This window comes from Amycolatopsis dendrobii (assembly GCF_014145675.1).
In the GTDB taxonomy this organism is placed as follows: domain Bacteria; phylum Actinomycetota; class Actinomycetes; order Mycobacteriales; family Pseudonocardiaceae; genus Amycolatopsis; species Amycolatopsis dendrobii.
Map to the genome: position 1 here is coordinate 371,716 of NZ_JACGZW010000011.1, position 18,726 is coordinate 390,441.

15 protein-coding genes are annotated in these 18,726 nt (G+C 69.4%); 3 read left to right on the top strand and 12 right to left on the bottom strand.

Annotation, left to right across the window (positions count from 1 at the left end):
• Nucleotide 1: 1 nt before the first annotated feature.
• A complete protein-coding gene (gene glmS, locus H4281_RS32245) occupies nucleotides 2-1,864 on the bottom strand; it encodes a glutamine--fructose-6-phosphate transaminase (isomerizing) (RefSeq protein ID WP_182894632.1) in 1,863 nt (620 codons plus the stop codon).
• A gap of 194 nt (nucleotides 1,865-2,058) precedes the next feature.
• Here glmS and H4281_RS32250 point away from each other — a divergent pair, with 194 nt between their 5' ends.
• Complete coding sequence (locus H4281_RS32250) at nucleotides 2,059-2,895, top strand: dienelactone hydrolase family protein (protein ID WP_182894633.1); 837 nt, start codon at nucleotides 2,059-2,061, stop codon at nucleotides 2,893-2,895.
• Here H4281_RS32250 and H4281_RS32255 read toward each other — a convergent pair whose 3' ends face one another.
• The 6 genes from H4281_RS32255 to rplM all read right to left on the bottom strand — a co-directional run bounded on the left by H4281_RS32255 (nucleotide 2,896) and on the right by rplM (nucleotide 8,965).
• The gene (locus H4281_RS32255; protein ID WP_182894634.1) at nucleotides 2,896-3,345 is read right to left on the bottom strand and encodes a hypothetical protein; all 450 of its coding nucleotides are present in this window, start codon (nucleotides 3,343-3,345) and stop codon (nucleotides 2,896-2,898) included.
• Between the two features lie 16 nt (nucleotides 3,346-3,361).
• Nucleotides 3,362-6,028: a WXG100 family type VII secretion target gene (locus tag H4281_RS32260; RefSeq protein ID WP_182894635.1), complete on the bottom strand. Its 2,667-nt coding sequence runs from the start codon at nucleotides 6,026-6,028 to the stop codon at nucleotides 3,362-3,364.
• Nucleotides 6,028-6,342: a hypothetical protein gene (locus tag H4281_RS32265; RefSeq protein WP_312872217.1), complete on the bottom strand. Its 315-nt coding sequence runs from the start codon at nucleotides 6,340-6,342 to the stop codon at nucleotides 6,028-6,030. Before H4281_RS32265 ends, H4281_RS32260 begins: the two co-directional genes overlap by 1 nt.
• 128 nt (nucleotides 6,343-6,470) lie before the next feature.
• Nucleotides 6,471-7,808 carry a phosphoglucosamine mutase gene (gene glmM / locus H4281_RS32270; protein ID WP_182894636.1) on the bottom strand — a complete coding sequence of 446 codons (1,338 nt, stop codon included), beginning with the start codon at nucleotides 7,806-7,808 and terminating at the stop codon, nucleotides 6,471-6,473.
• A gap of 204 nt (nucleotides 7,809-8,012) precedes the next feature.
• On the bottom strand, nucleotides 8,013-8,501 hold the full coding sequence (rpsI, locus tag H4281_RS32275; RefSeq protein ID WP_009072362.1) for a 30S ribosomal protein S9: 489 nt from the start codon (nucleotides 8,499-8,501) through the stop codon (nucleotides 8,013-8,015).
• Between the two features lie 11 nt (nucleotides 8,502-8,512).
• Nucleotides 8,513-8,965: a 50S ribosomal protein L13 gene (gene rplM, locus H4281_RS32280; RefSeq protein ID WP_009072361.1), complete on the bottom strand. Its 453-nt coding sequence runs from the start codon at nucleotides 8,963-8,965 to the stop codon at nucleotides 8,513-8,515.
• A 291-nt stretch (nucleotides 8,966-9,256) separates the two neighbouring features.
• On the opposite strand from rplM, the gene H4281_RS32285 reads away from it, so the two are divergent.
• Nucleotides 9,257-10,123 carry a hypothetical protein gene (locus H4281_RS32285; RefSeq protein WP_237597962.1) on the top strand — a complete coding sequence of 289 codons (867 nt, stop codon included), beginning with the start codon at nucleotides 9,257-9,259 and terminating at the stop codon, nucleotides 10,121-10,123.
• Between the two features lie 52 nt (nucleotides 10,124-10,175).
• Nucleotides 10,176-10,865, top strand: a complete 690-nt coding sequence (locus H4281_RS32290; RefSeq protein WP_182894637.1) for a DUF4333 domain-containing protein — start codon at nucleotides 10,176-10,178, stop codon at nucleotides 10,863-10,865.
• Nucleotides 10,866-11,026: 161 nt separating this feature from the next.
• Here H4281_RS32290 and H4281_RS32295 read toward each other — a convergent pair whose 3' ends face one another.
• From H4281_RS32295 to eccCa, 5 genes are all read right to left on the bottom strand, one after another.
• On the bottom strand, nucleotides 11,027-11,317 hold the full coding sequence (locus H4281_RS32295) for a WXG100 family type VII secretion target (RefSeq protein ID WP_182894638.1): 291 nt from the start codon (nucleotides 11,315-11,317) through the stop codon (nucleotides 11,027-11,029).
• Nucleotides 11,318-11,381: 64 nt separating this feature from the next.
• Nucleotides 11,382-11,705, bottom strand: coding sequence for a WXG100 family type VII secretion target (locus H4281_RS32300; protein WP_009072357.1), 324 nt, complete (start codon nucleotides 11,703-11,705; stop codon nucleotides 11,382-11,384).
• A gap of 241 nt (nucleotides 11,706-11,946) precedes the next feature.
• Nucleotides 11,947-12,306: a hypothetical protein gene (locus H4281_RS32305; protein ID WP_182894639.1), complete on the bottom strand. Its 360-nt coding sequence runs from the start codon at nucleotides 12,304-12,306 to the stop codon at nucleotides 11,947-11,949.
• Nucleotides 12,307-12,320: 14 nt separating this feature from the next.
• Entirely contained in the window at nucleotides 12,321-14,372 is a 2,052-nt protein-coding gene (locus tag H4281_RS32310; RefSeq protein WP_182894640.1) for a type VII secretion-associated protein, read from the bottom strand.
• Nucleotides 14,373-14,412: 40 nt separating this feature from the next.
• Nucleotides 14,413-18,426 (bottom strand): type VII secretion protein EccCa, encoded by a 4,014-nt coding sequence (eccCa, locus tag H4281_RS32315; protein ID WP_182894641.1) that lies wholly within the window; start codon nucleotides 18,424-18,426, stop codon nucleotides 14,413-14,415.
• Nucleotides 18,427-18,726: the final 300 nt, after the last annotated feature.

The window sequence follows — 18,726 nt, forward strand, 5'->3', positions numbered from 1 at the left end:
CTTACTCGACGGTGACGGACTTCGCCAGGTTACGCGGCTTGTCGATGTCGTACCCGCGCGAACTCGCGATCTCCGCGGCCAGCACCTGCAGCGGCACGGTGGAAACCAGCGGCTGCAGCAGCGTCGGGACCGCGGGCACCTCGATGAGCTCGTCGGCGAACGGGCGCACGGTCTCGTCGCCCTCCTCGGCGATCACGATCGTGCGCGCGCCCCGGGCCTGGATCTCGCTGATGTTCGACACCAGCTTCGAGTGCAGCACCGCGCGGCCCTTCGGCGACGGCATCACGACGACGACCGGAAGGCCCTCTTCGATCAGCGCGATCGGACCGTGCTTCAGCTCGCCCGCCGCGAAACCCTCCGCGTGCATGTACGCGAGTTCCTTCAGCTTCAGCGCGCCTTCCAGCGCCACCGGGAACCCGACGTGGCGGCCGAGGAACAGCACCGCGCGCGAGTCGGAGATCCGCCGCGCGATCTCGCGCGTCTGCTCCACAGTGGACAGCACCTTCTGCACCGCGGCAGGCATGGCTTCCAGCTCGGCGAACTCGCGGGCGACCTCGTCCGGGTACTTGGTGCCGCGCGCCTGCGCCAGCGCGAGGCCGACGAGGTAGTTCGCGGCGATCTGCGCGAGGAACGCCTTGGTCGACGCGACGCCGATCTCGGGCCCGGCGTGCGTATACAGCACGGCGTCGGACTCGCGCGGGATCTGCGCGCCGTTGGTGTTGCAGACCGCCAGGACGCGGGCCTTCTGCTCGCGCGCGTGCCGCACGGCTTCGAGGGTGTCCGCGGTCTCGCCGGACTGCGAGACGGCGACGACGAGGGTGTCGCGGTCGAGAACCGGGTCGCGGTAGCGGAACTCCGACGCCAGCTCCACCTCGACCGGCAGCCGGCACCAGTGCTCGATGGCGTACTTGGCGACCAGACCGGAGTGGTAGGCCGAACCGCAGGCGACGACGAACACCTTGTCGACGTCGCGCAGGTCCTGGTCGGAAATACGCTGCTCGTCGAGGATGATCCGGCCGGCCTCGAAGTGCCCGCGCAGCGTGTTCGCCAGCGCCTCCGGCTGCTCCTCGATCTCCTTGAGCATGAAGTACTCGTGGCCGCCCTTCTCGGCGGCCGACAGGTCCCAGTCGACGGTGAACGGCTTGGCCTGCGCCGCGTCGCCGTGGAAGTCGGTGACCTGGTAGCCGTCGCGGGTGATGACGACCAGCTGGTCCTGGCCCAGTTCGACGGCCTCGCGGGTGTGCTCGATGAACGCGGCGACGTCGGAAGCGACGAAGTGCTCGCCCTCGCCGACCCCGACCACCAGCGGCGACGACCGGCGCGCGGCGACGATCGTGTCCGGCTCGTCCGCGTGCGTCACGACGAGCGTGAACGCGCCCTCCAGCCGGCGGCAGACCGCGGCGACGCTGGCCGGCAGGTCACCCTTGGTGTCGCCCTCGGTGTAGGCGAGGGAAACCAAGTGCGCGGCGGTTTCGGTGTCGGTGTCGCTGGCCATCTCGATGCCCGCGGCCTCGAGCTCGGCGCGCAACGCGGCGAAGTTTTCGATGATGCCGTTGTGCACCACCGCGACGCGGCCGGTGGTGTCCCGGTGCGGGTGGGAGTTCCGGTCGATCGGAGCCCCGTGCGTGGCCCAGCGGGTGTGGCCCATGCCCGCGGTGCCCGTGAACGCGTCGCGGCCGACCTCGTCGAGCCGGGCCTCCAGGTTGGCCAGCCGGCCGGCTTTGCGCTCGACAGTCAGCGCACCGGCGCCGTCCAGCACCGCCACGCCAGCCGAGTCGTAGCCCCGGTATTCCATGCGGCGGAGCCCACCGAGCACGACGTCCAGAGCCGGGCGGTGTCCGACGTATCCCACGATTCCACACACGCGAACTAGCGTAACGAGACAAGTCCAGTCCCCTACTCCGGTCCCTAGAGCGGGGTTTTCAGTGCCGCTGAGCTGGGCGAGCGACCTTCCGGACAACGCTTGACCGGGTGCCGGCGCAGTCCGGCGGCGGACCCCTAAACCGATCGGGGTGGCGCACCGGGCCGGGGCGGGGCACGGGCAGTAAGGTCACGCGCATGGCCAGCAAGCCCAAGCAGCTGCTCGCGGAGCTGTCCCACCCGGGTCCGCACGAGGTCGTGCGCGGCAACCTCGCCCTGGTCGGACTGCCCGGCGTCGTGTTCACCCCGCGCCAAGGCCTTGGCCTGCCCGCCATCGCGTTCGGGCACGGCTGGATGCAGCCCGCCACCCGCTACCGGCAACTGCTGCACCACCTCGCGAGCTGGGGCGTGGTCGCCGCGGCCCCCGCGACCCAGCTCGGCCCGCTCCCGTCGCACCGCCTGCTGGCCGGCGACCTGCTGACGACGCTCGACATCATCACCACAGTCCGCCTCGGCCCGGACGGCATCAGCGTCGACCCGGAGAAGCTGGGACTGGCCGGCCACTCCACCGGCGGCGGCTCGGCAGTGCTGGCAGCCGCCCAGTCCGCCGGAGCAGGCGACGACGCCCGCCCGAAGGCCCGGGCAGTGGCGACAGTGGCCGCGGCACAGACCTTCCCGCCCGCGACGGAAGCCGCGAAGGTCATCAGCGCCCCCGGCCTGCACCTGGCCGTGGACGGCGACCTGGTCGCTCCGGCGGTCGGCCACGCAGACGCGATCGCGCAGGCGTGGGCCGGTCCGGTGCAGCTGCGGACGCTGGCGAAGTCGTCCCACCTGGCGGTCACCGAGGGTCGGCACTGGAGCCAACTGCTGTTGCAGGGCAAGCCGCAGCGGGCGACTCAACAGTTGACGAAGGCGCTGTTCACTGCGTTCTTTCTCACGCATTTGACGGGTACGGACAAGTACCTGCCGCTGCTGGACGCCGATGTGAAGCGCGCGCCGATCGAGGTTCCGGAGGACGAGGAACCGGCTGCCTGATCAGGTAGCCAGCCAGTCAGTGTTCGTGAAGTCGTCCTCGTCGTGGTGCACGCCACGACGGTGCCGTCCCGACGGAGGCGCAGGCGGTGCCGGAGCGGGCGTCGGCGGAGGCGTGCTCGGTCGCTGCGGAGCAGGCTCGGACGGCCCGTAATCAGCGCGACGTTCCTTCTCCGCTTCGTCGTCCTCGAAACCGAAGCTGACCTCGCCCTTGGACTTGTCGCCGACGGTCGACTCCATCACCCAGCCGCCGGCTTTCGCCGCACGGCGGGCGTTCTCCTGCACGCGGACGATCACCTGGCCGACCGTGCGCAGCTGCTTGTCGCTGGCCTCTTTGCTTTCCTTGAGGTCCTTCCGGACCCGGCTGCCGATCAACGCGAGCCGTTCCTCCGCCTCGCGTTCGATCTGGGCCATCTTGTGGCGGAATCCCGCTCCCAGGTCTTCGCTGCTCACCGCGTCCTCCCCCGTCCTAACGGCCAGGCTGATCGTCGTCGAGCAGCGAACCGCTGATCCGGTTCGAGTTGGACTGCGAGCCGAAAAGACCGCCGTCGACCCGGTACGCGCTCGACGAACGTTCCTGCTCCTGTCCGCCGCCCGGCGCGTTGCCGAGCCCGCCCATCATGCCGCCGCCCATCATGGCCGGGGTGCCGGAACCGCTCGCCTCGTGGTGCACCGGCGCGGTGCCGAGCTGCGAGGTGTCGGTCGGCGGGGCGTCGCCTGCTGAAGCGGCCATCGGATCGCCGGTGTCGCCGAGACCGTCGTGCGGAACCGTGCCGATCCCGGGATCTGACGAGAACGGGTCGAGCACCGATTGGGCAGTGGTCGACTCGTCCGGTCCCGACGCCGCCGCGGCGGGTTCGCTCGCCGGCTCGTGAGTCACGGGCAGCTCGTGCGAGGGCGGCTGGCCAGGGACGATCCGGTGTTCCTGCGCGCCTGGCTGGTCAGGAACAGCCTGATGGCTCTGCGCAGCGGACTGCTCGGGAACGACCTGGTGGCCCTGCGCGACGACCTGGTCCGGAACGGCCTGGTGAGCGGCAGCGGCAACCGGCTGGCCCGCTGCGGTCGCTGCGTCCGGCACCGGCGTTCCGGGAGGCGTCGGCCCGCCCGGCGTGGCCTGCCCGCCGACCGCGGCTCCACCGCCGGCGCTGTGACCGCTGGGGTTCAGCGCACCGTCGTCACCGAGGGTGTACTTCGTCGGATGGCCCGAGCCGTCGTCGATCGTCACGACCGTCGGACCGTCGGCCCCGGACGGCCGCTCGGCCACGATCGACAGCTTGCCGTCCTGGATGTGGATCTTGCCGTCCGGACCTGGTTGGTACTTCTGCCCGGCGCCCTGCGCGCCGTCCTGGTTCTTCGCAGCGTCCTGGCCAGGGGTTCCGTCGTGGCCCTGTCCGGTCCCTTGCGCACCGTCGTGGCCTTGCGCACCGTCGTGGCCTTGCGGTCCGAAGCCGCTCGCCGGGTCCGGATGCTGCTGCCCGGCCACGGGAGTCCCCGGCGGCTGCGTCGCATCCGGCTTCGCCGGGTCGCCGAAGTCGAGGTCATAGGTCTTCTGCTTGCCCGTGCCGTCGTCGACGCTGATCCCCATGTGCCCGTCCTTGCCGGGTTCGGACATGGAGATCTTGTGGCCGTCGTGCTCGACGGTCATCGTCTCGGGCTCTTCGGGCTTGAGCGCCGCGCCCGTCTTCGGGTCGATCGGATACGGCTGGCCCGTCTTCGGATCGACCTCGAGCGGCTGGTGAGTGACCGGGTTCAGTCCCTCGGCCGACTGCGGCTGAGTCTGCGGCGTCTCCGGCATCTTGGGCGTCTGCGCGGCGGCCGGGGTCGGTCCGGAACCGCCAGTGCTCGGCATTCCCGAGTCCTTGCCGCCGCCGGAGGACGACGGCGTGGTCTGCTGGCCGCCCCCGTCCGACTGCTTCCCGCCGCCCTCGTCAGCGGGCTTCGACGACGTGGTGAAGAGGTCCTCGCGGGCCTTGCCCAGCGAAGCGCCCAGCTCGTTCCACACCTGGTCGACGCTCGTGCGCGTGTGCTCGCAGACCTGTTGCCAGTTCGTGACGTGCTTGTCCATGAACCCGCAGAACCCGGCGAGCCACTTCTTGGCCCACTCCTGCCCGGCGTCCTTGGTGTCGTCACCGAGGTCGCAATTGTCGCTGTTGACGGTGTTCTTCAGGTCCTCCGGCATGAACCGAACGAAATGCTTGAAGTCGTCGTCGCTCGCGTTGCGCCCCATTTCGGCGACTCGGATCAACCGGTCGATGTCGCCGGGCGAGAAGTCGCCCTTGTTGGGGTACTCGGTGATGTAGTAGTCCTGCAGCCACTGGCATTTCGCCCGGATCAGCTTCGCGATCGAGGCGATGCTGCGGTCGATCAGGCCCGCCCCGTCCTTCAGGGTCTGCTCAACGGCCTTGGTGCCGTCGGTGATCCCTTTCCAGGACTGCTGAGCCGAATCCCGCGCGTTGCCCGACCAGTTGGCGAACACGGTCGCCATCCGGTTGTCCTGGTCCGCCGCGGCGTCCACAATGGACGCGTTGACGTCCGTCAGTTCCTTGGCAGCCGCCTTGAACTTGTCGAACGGGATGTCCCGCTGCTCGTCGAACGGGTCTCCGACATGCGGCTGGAACGGGTGCTCGGGAAGGTTCTGCGCGACAAGGCCGCGGGCACGATTGTAGAGCGGCAGCAGGTTCCGGAACGGCTGCAAACCCGAGACACCGAGGTCGAGGATCTCGTTCGAGTTCGCGACGCCCGGGTCGGTGTCAGTGTTCTTGGCACCCTGGTCTTTCAGCTTTTGCTTGTCGCCGTCGACTGCCTGCTGCTGTTTGTCCTGCGCCGCCTTCGCGCCTTTGTCGGCTTGCTCTTTCGCCTTGCCGTACCAATCGCGGACGTCGCCACCGCTCGACCACTCCCAGTCCATGTCCCCTTCGGAGATGGACAGCTTGTCCTTGTAGTAGTCGCGCCAGTGGTTGCGGTCTTCGTCGCTCTGGAAGCCGTAGCTCTGCGCTTCGCCGTCGTCGTCTTCGTCCTCGACGTAGTCGAAATAGCGAAGCGCCAGACCCCGTTTGGTGTTGCTGTCGACACTGGGGTCGTTCATCAACTGCTGGAACTCTTGGAAAGTCGGGATATCCCCGTTGCGCTCGGCCATCAGCGCTTGCCGCTCTTCGTGATGGAGTCCGAGCTGCTCGCCTCGTTGGCGGTGTACTTCTTGCTCGCCGACCCGAGGTTGTTCCCGAAGTCCTCAGACGCCTTCACGTAGCTGTCGACGCATTTGCCGACCGCTTCGATGCCGGTCTTGTACAGCTGGAACGAGCCGTGGTGCTTGCGCCCGAAGTCCGCCTCGGTGATCTGCAGCTGCTTCAACGCGGGCAGCGTCGTCTGCAGCCGGTCCTTCGCCGCGTCCCGGACAAATCCGCCCGCCGTTTCCAGCATCTGCGGATCGACGTTCTGTCGGTTCCCCACGCTCGCCCCTCCTCGACTGCCGAGTGCTTCCGGACGTTGGACGCACGGAAGCCGTCGACGGTGCCGGACACTCGTCTACGGAATGTACCCGGAGAGTGACGAGGGGCGCAGCGATTCGGGCAGTTCGGTCAGGAGACCGCCGACACGACCCCAGCCAGCCGGTCCGCCGCCGCCTGGGCGGTGGAATGGGCCGGGGCTTCGACCATCACCCGCACCAGTTGCTCGGTCCCCGACGGGCGCAGCAGGACGCGGCCTTCCTCGCCGAGTTCGGCTTCGACCTCGCCGACCGCGTCGCGGACCTCGGCCGAGCCCGCTACCGCCGCTTTGTCCGCGACCGGGACGTTGACCAGGACCTGTGGCAGCCGGTTCATCACCGCGGCCAGTTCGGCCAGCGGTTTGCCGGTGGCGGCCATCCGGGCCATCAGCCGCATCGCGGTCAGCAGGCCGTCGCCGGTCGTGGCGTGGGCGGGGAGCACCACGTGGCCGGACTGTTCGCCGCCCAGGGCCAGGCCCGAGGCGCGCAACTCCTCCAGCACGTAGCGGTCGCCCACCGCGGTCGTGACGACCGTGATGCCGTGGGCCTTCATCGCCAGGTGCAGGCCGAGGTTGCTCATCACGGTCGCGACCAGGGTGTCCTTCACCAGCGCGCCTTCTTCGGCCAGCGCCAGCGCCAGGACGGCCATGATCTGGTCGCCGTCCACCAGTTCGCCAGCGGCATCGACAGCGACACAGCGGTCGGCGTCTCCGTCGTGGCCGATGCCGAGGTCGGCACCGTGTTCGACGACTGCCGCGCGCAGCAGGTCGGGGTGGTTCGAGCCACAGCTGTCGTTGATGTTGATGCCGTCCGGCTCCGCGTGCAGGGCCACGACCTCGGCGCCGGCCCGGCGGTACGCCTCCGGCGCGGCCGCGGACGACGCGCCGTTCGCGCAGTCCACCACGACCTTCAGGCCGGTCAGCGGATGCGGCGTCGCGGCGACCAGGTGCTCGATGTACTTGTCGAGCGCGTCGGGGACGTCGGTGACGCGGCCGACGCCGTCGCCGGTCGGGCGGGTGACGCCGGTCGCGTCGAGGCCGGATTCGATCTCGTCCTCGATGCTGTCCGGCAGTTTGTGCCCGCCCGCGGCGAAGAGCTTGATGCCGTTGTCCGGCATGGGGTTGTGCGAGGCGGAGATCATCACGCCGAGGTCCGCCTCCAGCGCACCGACGAGGTACGCGACGGCGGGCGTCGGGAGGACGCCGAGCCGCAGGACGTCCGCACCGGCCGACGCGAGGCCCGCCACGACGGCGGCCTCCAGCATCTCGCCGCTGGCACGCGGGTCACGGCCGACCACGGCCACCGGACGGTGCGAACGGTCATGGGCCGCCAGCACCCGGGCGGCGCTCGCCGCGACCGACAGGGCCAGCTCCGGGGACAGGTCGGCATTGGCCAGACCGCGTACCCCGTCGGTGCCGAACAGTCGAGCCATCTCGACCTCCTTGTCTTGATTCACCAGCCTCGGGGCGCGCCCGGCCTCGACAAACCTAGCGCCGGGCCCGGCGGGGGTGATCCCCTGCCCTACCCCAAGACAGTCGTGCCAGTGGCGAAGAACGCATCATCAGGCCCGGAAAACGCCGGAAGCGCCCATCCGATGGACGGATGGGCGCTTCCAGGGTTGCGCCAGGCGCGGAAATCAGCGCTTGGAGTACTGCGGAGCCTTGCGGGCCTTCTTGAGGCCGTACTTCTTCCGCTCCGTGGCGCGCGCATCACGGGTCAGGAAGCCGGCCTTCTTGAGGGCCGGGCGGTCGTCGGCGTCGACCTCGACCAGCGCACGGGCGATGGCGAGACGCAGCGCGCCCGCCTGGCCCGAGATCCCGCCGCCCTTGAGGTTGGCGAAGATGTCGAAGGAGTCCGGCTTCTCGACGGTCACCAGCGGCTCGCGGATGAGCTGCTGGTGCACCTTGTTCGGGAAGTACTGCTCGAGCGACTTGCCGTTGAGCTTGAACTCACCGGTACCCGGCACGACGCGGACGCGGACCACGGCCTCCTTGCGGCGGCCGACCGTCTGCGCGTTGCCACCGGCGGCACGCGACGGGCGCGGGGCGGCGGCGGACTCGCTGGTCGCCACGGCCTCGGCGGGGGTCTCGGTCGAAGCGACGACCTCGGTCTCGGTGCTGGTCAACTGTTCCTCACTCACTGCGCGACCTGCGCGATCTTGGTGATCTCGCGCGCCTGCGGCTGCTGCGCGGCGTGCGGGTGCTGCGGGCCGGCGTACACCTTCAGCTTCTTGGCCATGGCGCGGCCGAGCTTGTTCTTCGGCAGCATGCCCTTGACCACCTTCTCCACGAGGTGCTCGGGCTTGGTGTCGAGCAGCTCGCCGAAGGAGCGCTTCCGCAGACCGCCGGGGTAACCGCTGTGCCGGTACGCGAACTTCTGCTCGCGCTTGTTACCGGTGAGAGCGACCTTCTCGGCGTTGACGATGATGACGAAGTCACCGGTGTCCACGTGCGGGGCGTAGGTCGGCTTGTGCTTGCCGCGCAGCAGCGTGGCGACCTCGGTCGCGAGCCGTCCGAGCACGACATCCTCGGCGTCGATCACGTGCCAGGCACGAGTGACGTCGCCGGGCTTGGGGCTGTACGTGGGCAAGGGTCTACCTCGTCGTCATTGCGTGTGGGTAATGTGCGGGCCGAGCGCTGACGCGCCGCAACGCACAACGACATATGAAGATACCCCTGTGGTCCCGCCTGTTGTGCAGCGGGGGTGCGAAGACGCCTCGTCGGCCGGTCACAGCGTACCCGACCGGTTCCCGGAACCACCACGCCGCCGCGCGGGTCGTAGCAGGATGAGACGATTCCGACGCGCGGCCGCGCGAGCACGACGAGCATCTGGGGACAGCAGTTGAAGACACGAGCGAGGACGACCCGACCCGCACGGACGGTGTGCGCCGCCGTCGCTGTGCTGGCACTCGCGACGGCCTGCGGGCAGGCCCGCGCCGGAACCGCGCTGCCCGACGGCGACCAGGCCGCCGCGTACGTCGGCGCGAAGTTCGAGAAGGCCATGTCGAAGCTCGCGGACACGATCGTCGAGCCGCGCAATGTGACCAACTCCGCTGACCGGTACTTCAAGTTCGACGACAAGTACCTGCACAACATCGTCACCTCCGCGCGCACCGGCAGCCCGGAAAGCCGCATCGTGCACAACCGGTCGCAGAAGAACCCCAACGAGTTCCTCGACTCGTTCACCCCGGCCGACGGCGCCGTCGAGTACCTCTACCTCGGCCCGGCCTACAAAACGCTCGCGCCGACGCCGTGGGTCTCGATGCCCAAGCCGGAGGCCGGGCTCGTCCAGCCGTGCGCGTGGGGCGGGGTGCAGATCGCGTGCAAGATGGGCGACGCGGTCGACAGCGCGTACAAGGCGGACAAGAAAGCGCTGCGCGGCGCGAAGAGCTCCGCGGACGGCACCGAGCAGCTGACCGTGAACGTGCCGTTCCCGATCTTCCTCGACCGGCGCGTCGAACTGCTCCCGGACAAGGTGCTCAACCAGGTCGGGCCGGAACTGCGCAAGGCCGTCGTGCCGAGCACGATCACGCTCAAGCCGGACGGTTCGCTCGCCGCGTTCACCATGGGAGCCAAGTTCGAGGGCGACGGGCACAAGGTCGAACTGCGCTACGAGTTCAAGTTCACCGGAGAGGCCACCTCCTCGGACCTGCCGACGGTGCCGGACGCCTCGCAGGTCACCGTCCTCGCGGACGACGCGGCCAAACAGGACTTCTACCGCAGGCTCGGCGAACTGCAGGGGCGCTGATGCGCGCCGTTGCGCCGACCCCCGCGCCGACCGACCTCCGAGGTGAGCACCGATGACCCAGCCTCCCGACCAGCACCCGCAAGGGCAGCCGCAGTGGTGGCAGCCGGGGACGAACACGCCGCAGCAGCAGCCGGGCTACCCGTCCGAAGCGGACAGCTCCGGCTGGCAGGGCGGCCAGTGGGCGCAACCTCCGGCGCAGCAACAGTTTCCGCGGGCTCAGCATCCACCGGCGCAGTATCCGCAGCAGGGTTACCCGGCCCAGCCCTACGGTCAGCCGCAGAGCCAGCCGACGCCCGCGCCGTACGGCGGCCCCGGCCAGGCGCCCAGTCAGCCGACCCCAGTACAGCCGGGAAACCCTTACGGCGGTGGGTTCCAGCCGTCCGAGTACGGCGGTCTTGGCGCGTTTTCCTCAGCCAAGCCAGGGAAACCGCGGTCGAAGAAACCGTTCCTGATCGCCGGGGCTGTCGTGGTGGTGCTGGCTGCCGCGGCCGGGATCTCGTGGGCGACCGGAGTGTTCGCCGGGGACACGCTCGACCAGAAGTCGTTGCAGGAGGGCGTTTCCCGGGTTCTCAACGAGAACTACGGCGAGCCGGACGTGAAAAACGTCGCGTGCCCGTCGGGACAGACGATCGACAACGGCACCACCTTCGACTGCACCGTGCAGGTCGGCGGCCAGCCGAAGAAGGTGACCGTGCGGGTGCTCAACGACAAGCCGGAATATTCTGTCGGCGCACCGCACTGATCACCGGAGTTTCAGCGGGGACGGCGGCCGTTCGCGCGCTTACCGGCTAGCCAGAATATTCCGTCGGTGCCCCGCGCTCCCCCCGAAAAGCCTCTCCAGAAAACGAAAACGGCGGGCCGGCACCCGAAGGTGCCTGGCCCGCCGTGGTTTCGGAGCTTGGCTCAGAACAGGTTCTGCACCGAGCGGTCCGTCGCCTGGTAGCCGTCCGCGATCTGCGGCAGCACGGCGGCGATCTGCGCCAGAAGCTGGGTGAACTCGTCGAACTTCTGGTCCCACTCGTTCTGCGCCTGGATGTACTGGTCCTTCGCTTCACCGGTCCAGCTGTGGGTCAGCGGGTTGAGGTCGCTCTTCAGGTTGTCGAAGAGGGTCTTCAGCTCGCCGCCGGTGGCGGTGCAGTCCTCAGCGGCGCGGTGGATGGTACCCGGATCAACAACAATGCGGCCGTCAGGCATGTCGAACTCCCGTCAGAAGAAAGAATGAAAGATGAAGGCGAATCTGGTACGGAAAAGAACTGGATCAGCCGAGAACGCCGAAGCCCTTGTTGAGCGAGTTGATGTGCTCGTGCTGAGCCGCCTCGCTCTTGGCGTAGGTGGATCCCGCTTCCTGGAGCAGCTCACCAATGCGGTGCAGCGCGTCGTTCAGGCCGCGACCGCAGTCGTCAAAGCGGCGCATGACGTTGTCGAAGGCACGCTGGGCGTCGCCTTCCCAGCCCGCGCGGGTCGCTTCGATGTTGGAGCGCAGGTCGCTCAGGTTCTTGTTCATCCGGCTGGTCGCGTCGACGACGCGCCCTTCCGCCGCGGTGAATTCCTTCGGATCCCCAGTGAAACCGCCAGCAGCCATGGGAGCTACCCCCTTCGTCAGTGGTTGTGCGCGCCGGCTGGTGTTTCCGGCACTGCACCTACGACGAAGACATTGCCAGTTCGGTTCACACTTGTCGCGACTTCTTCGCAAGTAGTTGCTTGCGTGAACGCGCCATCGGGGAACCGCCCGGCAACGGCCGGGTTAACGGCTTACCGATGACCACGAAAAAACCTTGTCCACCAGCGTGGTTAGCACACGCACAGCCGGTTCCCGGGAATTTTCAGGAGCCCCGGCTCATGATTCGCGACTGCGAAAAGTCCTCGTCCTCTTCACCCGTCCGTGTCTGTTCGGGCGAAATCTCGGGACGAACGGGAACCGGCTCGGGCGCCACGGGCTCGGCGGGCATCGGCAATCCGCGGGCCGCGCGGAACCGCCGGGCGGCCCCGCGCAACGCGGACGGCGCGGGTTCCGCGGCGCCGGAAAGCCGCCGCCTGCCGAACTCCTTCAGCAATTCCCGGTTTTCGCTGCGATGCCGTTCGCTGCGCGCGAGCGCGGTGCCCGCGACGCGGCGCGAGAAGGTGACGGCGTCCTGTCCCGCTCGGGTGAAGGCCGCCGGCGCGGATTCCGGTTCGGACGGCACAGGCGCTCGCTCCTTCAGCTGGTGATCTTCAGCGTGCGCACCACTTGCTCGCACGCGGCGTCGACGCGCTGCTGCACCGCGGGTGATTGGTACTGGCAGCCGACGTGCACGCGGATCCGCCCCTGCACGAGCACATACCAGCGGACGGTAATCCGTTCCGGTTTGCTCTCGACGTAGCCGATCACGTTCCGGCCACCGTAAGTCAGATCGGGGCTGAACGCAGTGTAGTTCGCGTTTCCGCTGACCCCGGACCGCAAAGCGTCGACGAGTTTCTGCCGGTCGGCCGTCGCGTCGTAGTCCATCACGAACTCCTGCGCGAGCACGAGATCGTTGCCTTTGTCGGCGTCCTGCGGATGCAGGATGACCTGCCGGTCGGCGACCTCGTCGGTGGTCTGGACCCAGTCGCTCGGCGCGACGAGGCTGAAGTCGTATTGGGAGAACGAACGGCCTTGTTCCGAGCTGTCCCCGCTGCTGACGAAGTACCCGACTCCGCCCGCGATCAGCGCCACGACCGCCACCGCCGCGGTGATCAACCACAGCCGACGGCGTTTCTTCGCCTTCCCGCCGGAGTCGCCCGGCGCGTCCGCGCTGGGAACGGCGAACGCCCCGTTCCCGGAACCGTTCTGCCCCAAGGAGTTCTTGCCCGGTCCGGTCTGCAATGGACTCGGACCGGCGGGCGCCGCGACGCCGAACGGCGCGCTCTGCGGTCCCCTGGCCGGATCGGCGGACGAGAACCCGCGCGGCGGCAATGGCTGCGCCGGAGCGTTCCGCGGCGGCGCGTTCAGTGCGTTCGGCAAATTCGGCGCATTCGGCGCCGGAGGCGGACCGCGGCGGATCGGCGCGTCCCCGCGGACGATCTCGGTGCGGTGCTCGGATTGTCCCGGGATCGACGAACCGGGCAGCACGCCGGTGCGGTCCGGTTCCAGCAGCACCGCACGGAGCGCGCCGCGGGCCACGACCGTCTCCGGCTGGTCCAGGCTCGTCGGCACTACGCCGGTGCGCTCGTGCACGAGCCGGGAGATCATCGGGATCCGGCTCGAACCGCCGACGAGGAAGATCGCCGCGAGCTGCTTCGGACGCAGGCCGGAATCCGCGATCGCGGCACTGGTCAGCTCGACCACCCGGCCGAGCGGAGCCCCGATCAGCCGTTCCAGGTCCACCCGCGTCACGTGCGCGTCCGCGAACGGCGGCGGCAACGGCACATCGGTGTACGTGTGCCGCGACAGCGTTTCCTTCGCGCCGCGGACGTCCTGGCGCAGCACCCGGCGCCGCCGGCGCTCAGCCAGCTCGCGGCCCTCGACGAGTTGCTGCCACGCCTGCGGATCGGTGCCGGACACCAGCGACCCGACGTGCTCCAGCAACGCCTGGTCGATGTCGGCCCCGCCGAAGCTCGGATCTCCTCGCGTGGCCAGCACCTGGAACCCGCCCCGCTGCGGCGGCGCACCCGGCACTCGGGCCGCGCGCGCGGCCTCCGGCGACCGCTGGACGACGCTGACGTCTACCGTGCCGCCGCCGAGATCGAGCACCGCCAGTGCGTCGCCAGGACGGCCGGAGAACTCGACCGTCCGACCGCCCGGCGAGACCTCCGGGGCGAAGGTGGCCGCGTGGTACACCGCCGCGGCCACCGGTTCCGGCACCAGCGCCACCTCGCGCGCCAGCCTGCCCGCGGCCTGGCGCAGCAGCCGGGTGCGGATCGCGCCCCAGTCCGCCGGGTGGGTGAGCACCAGCAGATCCACCTCGACGTCGCCCGCGACGCGCCGCGCCTCGGCGACCGCCCGGTCCAGCACGGCGTGCACGACGTCGATGACCCGCAGCACCGAATCGCCGAGCAGCAGATCGCCCTCGTCGATCCGCCGCTTCGGATTCGGCTCGTACCGCGACGGGTCGACGGCAGCCTGCCGCTCGGCCTCCTGGCCGACGAACAGGGTGCCGTCGGACGCCGCGTACACCGCCGACGACATCAGCGGCTGCCCGTCGATCACCACGACCTGCGGCTCGCGGCCGTTGACCGACAAGACGACGCAGGTGCTCGAGGTCCCGAAGTCGACCGCGACCCGCACCGTCACCGGGCACCCCTTCCGTCAGCCGCGACGGCTCCCCGGTCGGTCAGTCGGGCTGGATCCACGACACCTGCACGAGCTGCTTCCCGTTCTTGCGGCTCAGCATGTTGCCCCGGCCCGGAGGCATGGCGCTCGGCCGGATGTTGCCGATCAGGTTGCCCTCGTCGCGGGAACCGTTCATCACCATGCCGGTGGCCGCGAGCTCCTTGAGCTTGCCGATGACCGGGTCGTACGCCGCCCGCGACGCACCACCGGTGCGCCGGACCACGATCAAGTGCAGGCCGACGTCCTTCGCCTGGGCGAGGAACTCCGACAGCGGCTTGAGCGGGTTGGTGGACTGCGTCGCCACCAGGTCGTAGTCGTCGACGAGGACGAACAGCTCCGGACCGGTCCACCAGGACCGGGTCTTCAGCTGTTCCTGGGTGACGTCCGGACCCGGCAGCCGCCGCGTCATCGACCCGTGCACGTCCTGGACCATGCTGTCCAGCTGCGCCGACGACACGGCGTAGCCGAGCAGCGAATCGCCCTCCAGGAACCCGAGCATCGTGCGCCGGTAGTCGACCAGCAGGATCACGGCCTCCTGCGGCGTGTAGCGCTCGGTGATGCCGCGCGCGATCTGCCGCAGCAGGTTCGTCTTGCCGGACTCGCCGTCGGCGAACGCGAAGAAGTGCGGGTCCGCGTCGAAGTCCAGGTAGATCGGCTGCAGGTCTTCCTCGTTGACGCCGATCGGGACGAGCTTCGTGTCCCGCTTCTGGTCGATCCGCAGGACCTCTTCGTAGGTGATCATCTCCGGCAGCAGGCGCACCTGCGGAGCCACCCGGCCGCGCCACGCGCCGCGGATCTTCGCGACCGCGTCCGCGACGCCCGCCGCGACCGTCTCCGGATCGCTCGACCCGTCGATCCGCGGCAGACCGGTGAGCAGGTGCAGCTTGTCCCGGGTGAGGCCGCGTCCCGGCCGGCCTGCCGGGACGTTGACCGCGATCCGGCGGTCCATTTCGGACTCCGTCGGGTCACCGAGGCGCAGCTCGAACCGCGTGCCGAGCATGTCCTTGATCGCGGGCCGCAGGTCGGCCCACCGGTTCGCCGAGATGATCACGTGCACGCCGTAGGCCAGACCCTGCGTGGCCAGCCGCGTGATCGACGTCTCCAGCTCCTCGAAGTCGTCGCGCAGCGCCCGCCAGTTGTCCACGATCAGGAACGCGTCGCCGAACGCGTCCTGCTCCGGCGTGATCTCGCCGCGGCGCTTCCGGTTGCGGAACTCCGTCATCGAGTCGACGCCCAGCGCGCCGAACCGGCCTTCGCGCTCGGTCAGCAGCGTGGTCAGCTCGGCCACGATCCGGCGCGCCTTGTCCGGCTCGCGCCGCGCCACCGCGACCCCGCCGACGTGCGGAAGGTCCGCGAGACCGGCGAGGGTACCGCCACCGAGGTCGAGGCAGTAGAACTGCGCTTCCTCGGGGGTGTGGGTGAGCGCCATCGACATGATCAGCGTCCGGAGCATCGTCGACTTGCCCGACTGCGGGCCGCCCGCGATGACACCGTGGCCCTGCGCACCGGAGAAGTCCGCCCACAGCAGGTCGCGCCGCTGCTCGTACGGCCGGTCGACGATGCCCATCGGCACCTGCAGCCTGCCGTTGCCGAAGAACCCGACCGGGGACAGACCGCGGTCGTCGGTGGGGTTGAGGTTCGGCAGCATCGTGTCGAGCGAGTTCGGCTCGTTCAACGGCGGCAGCCACACCTCGTGCGCCGGCGGGCCCTGCCCGACCAGGCGGCCGACGATGACGTCCAACTCGCTGGGCTCGACAGCTTCTTCGGACTCCTGCTGTTTCGGAGCCTCTTCCTCGACGACCGGTTCCGGCTCGGGTTCCTTCGGCAGTTCCACGAAGTCCGGCACGAACAGCTGCGGCCGCTTGTCCGCACGCACCACCGTGGCGGCCGGACCGGCCGCCTTGATGCCCGCGGGCCGGTACGGGCCCGAAACGTAGGAGGCCTTGAACCGCACCAGGGTCGAGGTGTCGTACTTCAGGTAACCGCCACCGGGGACCGACGGCAGTTCGAACGCGTCCGGCACGCCGATCGCCGCGCGGGATTCCGCCGCGGAGAACGTCTTCAGGCCGATCCGGTACGACAGGTGGGAGTCGAGACCGCGCAGCTTGCCCTCTTCCAGCCGCTGCGACGCGAGAAGCATGTGCATCTGCAGCGACCGGCCCAGCCGGCCGATGGCGACGAACAGGTCGATGAAGTCCGGCTTCGCCGCCAGCAGTTCGGAGAACTCGTCACAGACGATGAACAGCGCGGGCAGCGGGTCGAGGTCGGCGCCGTTCTCGCGGGCCTTCTCGTACTCCCAGACGTTCTTGAAGTTACCGCCGTTTTTCAGCGCTTCCTGGCGGCGGTTCATCTCGCCGGCCAGCGCGTCCTTCATGCGGTCGACCAGCGTGACCTCGTCCGCGAGGTTGGTGATGACCGCGGACACGTGCGGGGCCTTGTCCAGGCCCAGGAACGTCGCACCACCCTTGAAGTCGACGAGGACGAAGTTCAGCGTGCTCGACGAGTGCGTGGCCAGCATGCCCAGCACCAGCGTGCGGAGGAACTCCGACTTGCCGGAACCGGTCGCGCCGATGCACAGGCCGTGCGGGCCCATGCCCTCCGCCGCGGCTTCCTTGATGTCCAGTTCCACCGGCTGGCCGTACTCGCCGACGCCGAACGGGACGCGGTAGCGGTCGCGGATCGGCCGGGGCCGCCACGCCTGCTGGACGTCGAACGTCATCGGGTCGCCGGGGATGCCGAGCAGTTCCAGCAGCGACGGGTTGGACAGCAGCGGCTCTTCCTCGCTGACGTCAGCTCCGCCGCCCCCGCCGACGCGGTACGGCGCGATGAGCCGGGCCAGCGCCTCGACCTCCACGACCGACAGCGAGTCCGGACGGCCGAACCACTCGACCCCGCCGGCGCTGCGCGCGCCGAGCCGCTCCTCTTCGACCACGAGCCGCAGGCCGCGCCGCGCGGCGAGGTTGCCGATCGAATCGGAAAGGTCGACCAGGGTGACCCCGACCAGGCCCTCCTCGAGGATGATCTGCTCCTCGCGGGTGACCTCGGCGTCGTCGATGATGATCACGACGTGCGGCTGGTCCGGCGCGGGCGTCGCGTTCCGGGAGAACCGCTGCCGGTCGCGCAGCTCCTCGTCCAGCCAGTCCTCGATCTGCTTGAGCGAGCCCGCCATCATGCGCAGCTGGCCGATGCCGTCCGACAGCGTGGGGTGCTGGGTGTGCGGGAGCCACTTGGCCCACTCCCACTCCTCCTTCGCCCGGCCCGCGGTCGCGACCGCGATCATCACGTCGTCCGGGCTGTGGAAAGCCACCAGCTGGGCCAGCATCGCGCGGGTCAGCGCCCGGGTGCGGTGGCGCTCGCCCTGCATGCTGACCGCCGCGAACCCGCGGAGGGTGATCTGGGTGGGCAGGTCCGGCACGATCGAGTGCGCGCGCACGAACCGGCGCAGCGCGAGCGTGGCGATCGGCTCCAGTTCGTCCACCGGGCCGGTCTGGGGCGGGACCAGCCGGGTGGCGAGACGGTGCGAGCTCCGGCCGACGCGCAGGTGCAGGAAGTCCTGGTCGTTCTGCCTGCGCTCCCACATCCGGCGGCTGGCCGCGAGCGACCACAGCGACTGCGGATCCGGGTGCACCCATTCGAGCGCGGCGCGCTGGTCGACCATCGCCTCCCGGGCACGGTCGCGCATCTGGCCGAGATACCGCAGGTAGTCCTTGCGGTCCTCGTCCATCTCGGCCTTCTTCTGGCCACCGCCCTTGCCGCCGCCTCCGGCGAGCATGCCGACGGTGCCCATCAGCATCATGCCGCTCATCATGATCGTGGTCGGGTTTTTCCCGCCCATGGTGAACATGAAAACCATCATCCCGAGCGACGCGAAGATCATCACGCCCGGAATCGCCTTGGCGACGATGTTGCCCGGGATCGTGCGGGGCACCTCGGGCGGCGGCTCGAGATGCACCTCGCCGCCGGGCGGGCGCGGCGCGGCCAGCCGCGGCGACTTCTTGAACTGCAGCGTGCTCATCTCGAAGGACCCCTCTATTCCTGCTCGACGCCTGCACCCGGGTGCGCGGGACAACCTATCGAACGTCGCCCCGGAAATCCGGCCAACTCCAGGATCGGCACCTCGCACCCCCTCCGCGGGCCCCGGCGGGACCCGTCCTCCGACTGCGCCCGAGTGTAAGGACCGCCACCGACAGTTATCGGACCAGGCGGACGAACCCGCTGGTCGATCTGGCCCAACCCGGCCTGGACGGGTACTTTCGCCGATGATTTGCGGAGACGCGCTGAAACCTGTCACCAGGTTCGGTATAAGTTCCCCCGG

Coding starts and splice junctions, on each gene's coding strand:
- H4281_RS32250 (WP_182894633.1), top strand. CDS start 2,059: ATGGCCAGCAAGCCCAAGCAGCTGCTCGCGGAGCTGTCCCACCCGGGT.
- H4281_RS32260 (WP_182894635.1), bottom strand. CDS start 6,028: ATGGCCGAGCGCAACGGGGATATCCCGACTTTCCAAGAGTTCCAGCAG.
- glmM (WP_182894636.1), bottom strand. CDS start 7,808: ATGGCTCGACTGTTCGGCACCGACGGGGTACGCGGTCTGGCCAATGCC.
- H4281_RS32290 (WP_182894637.1), top strand. CDS start 10,176: ATGACCCAGCCTCCCGACCAGCACCCGCAAGGGCAGCCGCAGTGGTGG.
- H4281_RS32295 (WP_182894638.1), bottom strand. CDS start 11,317: ATGCCTGACGGCCGCATTGTTGTTGATCCGGGTACCATCCACCGCGCC.
- H4281_RS32300 (WP_009072357.1), bottom strand. CDS start 11,705: ATGGCTGCTGGCGGTTTCACTGGGGATCCGAAGGAATTCACCGCGGCG.
- eccCa (WP_182894641.1), bottom strand. CDS start 18,426: ATGAGCACGCTGCAGTTCAAGAAGTCGCCGCGGCTGGCCGCGCCGCGC.